This is a genomic window from Gluconobacter sp. R75690 (assembly GCF_015244525.1).
GTDB lineage: Bacteria > Pseudomonadota > Alphaproteobacteria > Acetobacterales > Acetobacteraceae > Gluconobacter > Gluconobacter potus.
This window is the reverse complement of record NZ_JABCQB010000027.1, coordinates 1-6,987: the sequence shown is the minus strand read 5'-3', so window position 1 is coordinate 6,987 and position 6,987 is coordinate 1. Positions and strand designations below refer to the sequence as shown.

6 protein-coding genes are annotated in these 6,987 nt (G+C 57.1%); 3 read left to right on the top strand and 3 right to left on the bottom strand.

Features of this window, described 5'->3' with window-relative positions:
• Nucleotides 1-847: 847 nt before the first annotated feature.
• On the top strand, nucleotides 848-2,905 hold the full coding sequence (locus HKD27_RS16035; protein ID WP_194690195.1) for a ParB/RepB/Spo0J family partition protein: 2,058 nt from the start codon (nucleotides 848-850) through the stop codon (nucleotides 2,903-2,905).
• A gap of 97 nt (nucleotides 2,906-3,002) precedes the next feature.
• Here HKD27_RS16035 and HKD27_RS16030 read toward each other — a convergent pair whose 3' ends face one another.
• Nucleotides 3,003-3,725 carry a hypothetical protein gene (locus HKD27_RS16030; RefSeq protein WP_029604276.1) on the bottom strand — a complete coding sequence of 241 codons (723 nt, stop codon included), beginning with the start codon at nucleotides 3,723-3,725 and terminating at the stop codon, nucleotides 3,003-3,005.
• 224 nt (nucleotides 3,726-3,949) lie between these two features.
• On the opposite strand from HKD27_RS16030, the gene HKD27_RS16025 reads away from it, so the two are divergent.
• Nucleotides 3,950-4,456, top strand: a complete 507-nt coding sequence (locus HKD27_RS16025) for a GNAT family N-acetyltransferase (protein ID WP_194690198.1) — start codon at nucleotides 3,950-3,952, stop codon at nucleotides 4,454-4,456.
• Nucleotides 4,457-4,840: 384 nt separating this feature from the next.
• On the opposite strand, the gene HKD27_RS16020 is transcribed toward HKD27_RS16025, so the two are convergent.
• The gene (locus tag HKD27_RS16020; protein ID WP_194690196.1) at nucleotides 4,841-5,458 is read right to left on the bottom strand and encodes a CPBP family intramembrane glutamic endopeptidase; all 618 of its coding nucleotides are present in this window, start codon (nucleotides 5,456-5,458) and stop codon (nucleotides 4,841-4,843) included.
• A 127-nt stretch (nucleotides 5,459-5,585) separates the two neighbouring features.
• Here HKD27_RS16020 and HKD27_RS16015 point away from each other — a divergent pair, with 127 nt between their 5' ends.
• The gene (locus HKD27_RS16015) at nucleotides 5,586-5,963 is read left to right on the top strand and encodes a nuclear transport factor 2 family protein (protein ID WP_194690197.1); all 378 of its coding nucleotides are present in this window, start codon (nucleotides 5,586-5,588) and stop codon (nucleotides 5,961-5,963) included.
• Nucleotides 5,964-6,236: 273 nt separating this feature from the next.
• Here HKD27_RS16015 and HKD27_RS16010 read toward each other — a convergent pair.
• The coding region (locus tag HKD27_RS16010) for a hypothetical protein (protein ID WP_370544288.1) at nucleotides 6,237-6,987 on the bottom strand (751 nt) is incomplete at its 5' end.

The following is a 6,987-nucleotide window of genomic DNA, read 5'->3' as shown; positions in this document are numbered from 1 at the left end:
AGCGCCGCATCTGTTGTTCTCCTCCAAAGCCGGAAAAACAGTCAGCACAGAGCAACAGAACGTACAACCCTCACTTCAAGCTCTCAGGTCTTAACTGACGACACGCCGTAGGAGTGTTCAGGCTTTACTATATGCTTACCATTGATGATGGTGGAGGAACGTTATGATCGCATACTTGAGGAATTCGTTTAAAATAACGACGTGTATCTCTTTGATCGCTTTGCTTTCTGCGTGTGGCACGACGACAGATCGTCGACTCAGTGAGGACAAACAAAGTTGCCGGAGCATGGGGCATACTCCGGGAACGGCTGAGTTCAAGAACTGTCTGGCGGATTTAAATGCCCGAAGGTGTGCCACTTCCCGGCAAAAGGGGTGGGGAGAACATCACGACGTATCGCTGGACTGCACAAGGTTGCCCTAAATACGTCGTCCAGTAGGTTTTGAAACATCGTTTGTGTATATCATGATGTAATTAATAGGTGTCATGATGTCGCGATCCGGCTTCAGTCAGAAGCGCCGAATGGCGAGGCGTCGTTTTTGTTTGAGACATTCGGTAGCTTTTTCTGTGGATTACACGGGGCCTAGCATATTCTGTTGACGGTGCGGTTCATGTTGGTGTTTTGATTCAGATACAGATCTGAACATCACATCTTTTGCGATGTATACTGCGAGTACACATGTCCAGTTTCGAGGAGCAGATAACGCAGGCTGGACGACCGACAAGAGGATGGTTAAGGACTTAATCGGCCTCGGGTTTTTCATGAAAAGTCAGAGGGTGGGAGTGATTTCGTGACGGATAAAGAGGGGGGAGAGAGTCTTCCGCCGGTCCGTCACGGAGTGTCCCGCCATGGCGAGCGCCATCCAGAAAATCGCCCTCAATGCGTCCCGTGATATCCCTTTCAACAGGCTGGTGCTGTCGCAGTCCAACGTGCGGCGTGTGAAGGCCGGCCTGTCGATCGAGGAGCTGGCCCGCGATATCGAACGTCGTGGGCTGCTCCAGAGCCTGAACGTCCGGCCCGTTCTGAACGGCGAGGGGGCAGAAACCGGCACCTATGAAGTGCCAGCCGGCGGTCGTCGCTTCCGCGCGCTCGAACTGCTGGTAAAGCAGAAGAAACTGGCGAAAACGGCCCCGGTGCCCTGTGTCGTGCGCGAGGCCGGATCGGCCATTCTCGCCGAGGATGATTCCCTGGCCGAGAACGTGCAGCGCGTGGCGCTGCATCCGCTGGACCAGTTTCGTGCCTTTCGCGACATGCTGGAGAAGGGCATGTCCGAGGACGAGATCGCCGCCGCGTTCTTCGTCGTGCCCACCGTGGTCAAACAGCGCCTGCGCCTGATGACCGTGTCCGACAAACTGCTCGAGATTTACGAGCAGGACGGCATGAAGCTGGAACAGCTCATGGCCTTCTCGATCAGCGACGATCCTGCGCGGCAGGAGCAGGTCTGGGAGATTATTGCCCAGAGCCATAACCGCGAGCCCTATCTGATCCGCCGCATGCTGACGGAAAAAACCGTGCGCGCATCGGATCGCCGCGTAAGCTTCGTCGGGCTGGACGCCTATCTTGCGGCTGGCGGTCCCGTCATGCGTGACCTGTTCGAAGCCGACGATGGCGGCTGGCTGGGCGATCCCACTCTTCTCGACCGGCTGGTGATGGAAAAACTGGCGGCAGCGGCCGAGGATATCCGAGCCGAAGGCTGGAAATGGGTCGAAACGGCTCTGTCCTTCCCCTGGGGACACACACGGCAGTTCGCGGAGATCGACGGGACGACCGTTGAACTTTCCGATGAAGAAGCGGGCCGTCTGACCGCTCTGCACAGCGAGCAGGAAACCATTGAGGCGGAATACGCGCAGGCCGATGAGTTCCCGGAGGACGTCGATACGCGGCTGGGTGAAATCGAGCAGGCTATCGAGGCGCTGGAAGAACGCCCTGTTTCCTTCGATCCGGCGGACATGGTCCGGGCCGGTGTCTTCGTCAGCCCGGATACAGACGGCACGCTGCTGGTCGCACGGGGTTTCGTCCGGCCGGAAGATATGCCGGTCGAACTCGAAGTCGATCAGGACGAATCAGACAGATATGACGACGCCATTGACCACCGCGGCGATGGCGATGATGCCGAAGGGGATGGGAGGGAAGGCGCACCCGATACCGACCCCGAGGAGGAAGACGGACTGAAACCGCTTTCCGATCGCCTGCTGACGGAACTGACGGCCTGGCGCACACTGGCCCTGCGGGATGCGTTTGCCAGCAATCCGCATGTCGCGCTGACCGAACTGCTTCACACGCTGGTACGCGATCTGTACTGGCAGGTTTCGGGCGCAGATTGCCTGGAAGCCTATGTCCGGGAAATCCCGCTGCAGGTCCATTCCCCCGACATGCCCGGCAGCCTGCCGGCCCACGCGCTGCGCCAGCGCAACGAGGGCTGGAAGCACGATTTGCCGGAAGACGAGGCTGCACTCTGGCTGTGGCTCGACCGGCTGGACGACACCAGCCGTCTGGCCCTGCTAGCGCATTGCCTGTCTTTCGGGATCAACGCGCTGCATGAATCGTCTCATGGTCCGTCTCTGGCACGCAGCGTCAGGGAGCGGCTTGCGCGAGCAGGCCGTCTCGCCACTGCGCTCGCGCTCGATCTGGCCGAAGCAGGCTGGCAGCCAACGGTGGAGAACTATCTCGGCCGCGTCACCAAGGCCCGCATCCTCGAAGCCGTGCGCGAGGCGCGGGGAGCCGAGGCGGCAGAGCGTATCGCCCATATGAAGAAGGGTGACATGGCGCAAGCGGCTGAGCGGCTGCTGGAGGGCTCCGGATGGCTGCCCGAGGCATTGCGGACGAGGAACGTGGCGGAGCGAAGTGAAGGGGGAGCAGGGGTAGCTCATATGCCCGATAGCCCGGACGCGGTGGCGGCCGAGTGATGTCAGCCCGCTGACTGGTATTGGCGCCTTTCGGTCTCCGGAAGGCGCCTTTTATATGGGAACGACGACATCACGCCGGAATGGCTGTCGACGGTGGTCAGTGACGGGTCACCGGCTGCAGGTGTCGATCCGTTTCAAGCCTGAGGGCCGCTGTCCATAAGGGTGTTTTGGTATAGAAATCCCGCCTGTTGAGGCCGGTACCGGTTCGGTGCTCGTTGAGCAGTCCTGCCCAGCACAGTGGACGCAGGACATGGACGTACAGACTGGCGGTCAGCTTGAAATCCCGGTGACGGATCTCCTCCTCTTCACCCCCGTAGAGAACCGAACATAGTCGCTCTTCGGTGACGGCAGCCTGGGCTTCGATATTGATGACGTTGAGAAAGATATCCCAGTTGCCGAACAGCGGCTCATCGCTTCGGGTGTAAGGACTGTGGTCAACGACAAAGAGGAGATGGGTCGTTAACAGCATCCAGAGCCGGGCAGGCTCCGATCTGAGTTTTCTCGCCAGGTCGGTCAGCCGCAGGGTTCCCTTGAAATGCCGTGCGAGCTTCGCACTGAGCAGAACCTCATGCAGGATCACCAGCGGCGGGAAATCGTGTTCATTGAGGACTTTGTTAACGGCGTAGAGGTCTTCGACCGTATAGGCTGGCCAGTCAAATGCCTCGGCGGCCCACGCGACAAAATAGCGCTTGAGCGCCTTGGTGGGCGTGAGGCCGATCGGGCCGTTTTCCTCAATATAGCCGATCGTCAGCAGCGCGGCCTTCAGGATGAGGGCATGCGACAGGGGGAGGTCGGTGTCGGGCGAACGAAACGGATTCATTACATAAACAATGAACCAGGTCGGTGCGAGTTGCCAGTCTGGCTTTGCGACGTAGGGACGATCTCCGTCCCGCGTCCTTCATTGTAATGTCGGTTGTCGCCCTATCTAAGACATAGAGAGTAGTTCTTGTTTGCCCGAAAACGGACAGGCGGATTTTTCATAAATAGGATAACAATCGATCTGTTATCTTTCGTGTCTAGCAGTGAGTGGACGCACAGCCGATTATGAGAAAAATATCGCTGAGCAAAGTCAGTCAAAAAGATGCTGTTGATCTTGTTAAAGCAAATATAGAGAGCCGTTCTTATCATGATCCTTGGTCTCAACCCTTCATAGCACGCGAAGGCTTTGATACTTGGTTCGATGAACAGATGTCCGGTTCCAATATGGGTTTTGTTGCGCGAGATCTGGATACTGGAGGTATTGTAGGCATCACCCATCTCAGCCAGATTTTCATGCGTGGCTTTCAGAATGCATACCTGGGCTATTATGGAATGATAGGGTTCGCTGGACGTGGTTTGATGACTGAAGCAGTACGTCTGACGATACAGGCTGCTTTCAATGATGTCGGGCTGCACCGCTTAGAAGCAAACATTCAGCCCGGGAATATGAAGTCCATAGCGCTAGTCCGAAGGTTGGGTTTCCGTAATGAAGGCTTCTCACCGCGTTATCTTCGCATAAATGGGGAATGGCGTGACCACGAACGCTGGGCGCTGCTGCGAGATGAATTCTGATTTCTGGGTGTTGGCCTTCTTTTATTTTTCTCAGAAGGCCGATACCCCGATTCATCAGTTTAATTCGTCTACCTGCCTGTCAAATCTAAACAGACGGGCGGCAGTCGCCCTTTGTCGGACGTCAGAGCGCGGCACGATCTTTTCTCGAAGCAGACGTGTCTCATGGCGTGCAAAGACTGATTTTCGGCCGATCCTGACGCCGTTTAACCGGCGGGACGCCAGGGTGTCGGTCGTCGCCCTGACCCTCCCCGAACTGCCCGCGTAAGACGCCGGAATTGGACATCTTCCATAACGCTGACGTGGCGGCCCGGCTAGATTCAGGGGCGTTGGTCTGCAGGTGCCGAGACGGGCGAACCGCGGCTCCGGCCCGGTCGGCTAGCGCTCTCAGTGGTGCCAGGCGGCGCCTGTGTAGAAGAAGCGGCCGAGGCCTACGGTGAAGATCAGGCAACCATAGAGACTGTGTTCTAGGCAAGTCAGGCGCAGCGACCGGTGTCGTGCGTAGTCGAGGGCGAAGAGTAGGCCGCCGATGGCCGTCATGGCGATTGCGATCCAGTTCAGGAAGATCACATGGGCGAAGCCAAAAGCGAGGGCGCTTGCGATGATGATGCCTTTGTCGCTGCGGAACAGCGGGCGATACCGGGCAAACAGGAATGCGCGGTAGAGCACTTCCTGCGGCCATACCGACAGCACGGGATAGAGCACCATGATCAGCAGCCAGAAGCGCGGTTTCTGAAGCGGCAGGCTGAGGAATGTCTCGGGCCAGAACCATGCCGTCAGCGCCACGATAACCGGCGCGAGGATCGCGAAACGCAGGAAGATGACTCGCAGTTCGCGACGTACGTCATGAGGTTGTGGCTTTTCGCCCCGGATCGCGAGAAACGCCGCGATAGCCGTCACCCAGATGAGCCCGAACAGGATGCCGGGGCGTCGGAGTTCGAGTATGATAAGGGGGCCACCGAGATAGAGGGCAGCAAATTCGACGGCGAGGCGAAGGGGAGGCATGTGTTTCGAGTTTGGCACAGAAATGTAGCCGCAGCTATCGCCTCTTTACGGTCATTCCAAGTCTGTTAACTTCATCGCGAAAGCAGACTTCGATGGTGGTCGGTCTGCAAATAGGGGGCTGATAACGTTGGAAATTGATACGCAGTCATGCGGCGCAGCTGAAATTATTCGTCGGCAGTTGGATGCCTATAATGCACGTGACATCAAAGCCTTTATGGCATGCTGGGCACTAGATGCCGAGGTTTATGCTTGGCCGGATACTTTGCTTGCTTCGGGTGCTGAGGCCATCAGAACACGGCACGTTGAACGCTTTAAAGAGCCAGATCTGTTTGCCAAATTGATCAGCCGAGTGGGTGTCGGCGGACTCGTGATAGATCGTGAAGTCGTGACCCGGAACTTTCCCGAAGGGCGCGGTACGTTGGATGTCATTGGCATATACGAGCTGGAAGACGACAAAATAAAACGCGCTTGGTTCAAGCAGGGTGCGCCTGTGTTAACAGGTTGAAGATACGTTGGCTGCTGTCGCCTCATCTCGGTCATACAGAGGCTCCCATCAGCATCCCGATAACGGACATGACCGATCCAAAGCTATCAGCCGGCTTGCGCAGTAAACGGACCTTCGGCAGCGAGGCAGGTGATCGCAAGGCCGAAGGTGTTGGACAGTCGGCGCACCGTCAAGGATAGGCAAGACGGCACAGATAGCGGCGGGTCCAAAAGCGAACCATGCGTAGTTAATCAGCACTACATTACAGCTTCTGAGGGCCAGGTATCTCCAATTTCAGGCTTTCGGAGTCACTCCTCCCTTCTTCAGAAGGGCTGCGCCAATACGAAAGAGGTCGGGCATGTCGTAACGCCCGTCCGGACGGCTGGTTAAGACACCCATCATGATTAAGCGATCAGCGAGGCCGGGCTCTTGATCCGACAGATCAGATTTCCGAGACGAACCGATCAGCACTGGCGGGAGGGCATGCTCTCTGCGTGCGATTTTCACGGCGGCTTCCACTGTGGCATTCTCTGCCCAAGCGTGAAATAAGACCTGTGGCTCTGCTGGCACCCGTAGACCCGCAAGCGGTTGAAGAACCCGCTTGATCCATGGGTATTCCGTGTTGAGCTGTTCGATGCGGACTTTTGAGGCTGCACGCAGCCCATCCCGGATCGTTTGCGGCAGAAGAATGAGGGAGCCCGCATCTCGGGATTGGGATCGTTCTGTAGCATTTTGCATCAGGATGAGAAAGCTGCGTGGCGTCACATCTCCGAGGCCATCTGCCAAATGGTTATATGGCCAATCAAAGGTTTTTCCCTTTCGCGGTCCTGCGCCCATGAAGTCGCCCGCCATAGCTACGAAAAGCTTTTCTTGCTGGCTTTCATTGCTGGATAGTTTCCAGGTCCGAAGCTCCTCTTGCTTTCCGGGCACTTTGCCTAAGTCACGTTGACAAAAGAGCTGATCCAGAGCCTTGCGGCGGCGATATTGAGGAAACTCATGAATGACAAGGCGGTCTTGTCGTAACGGGTTGCGATGCGGCGCATCT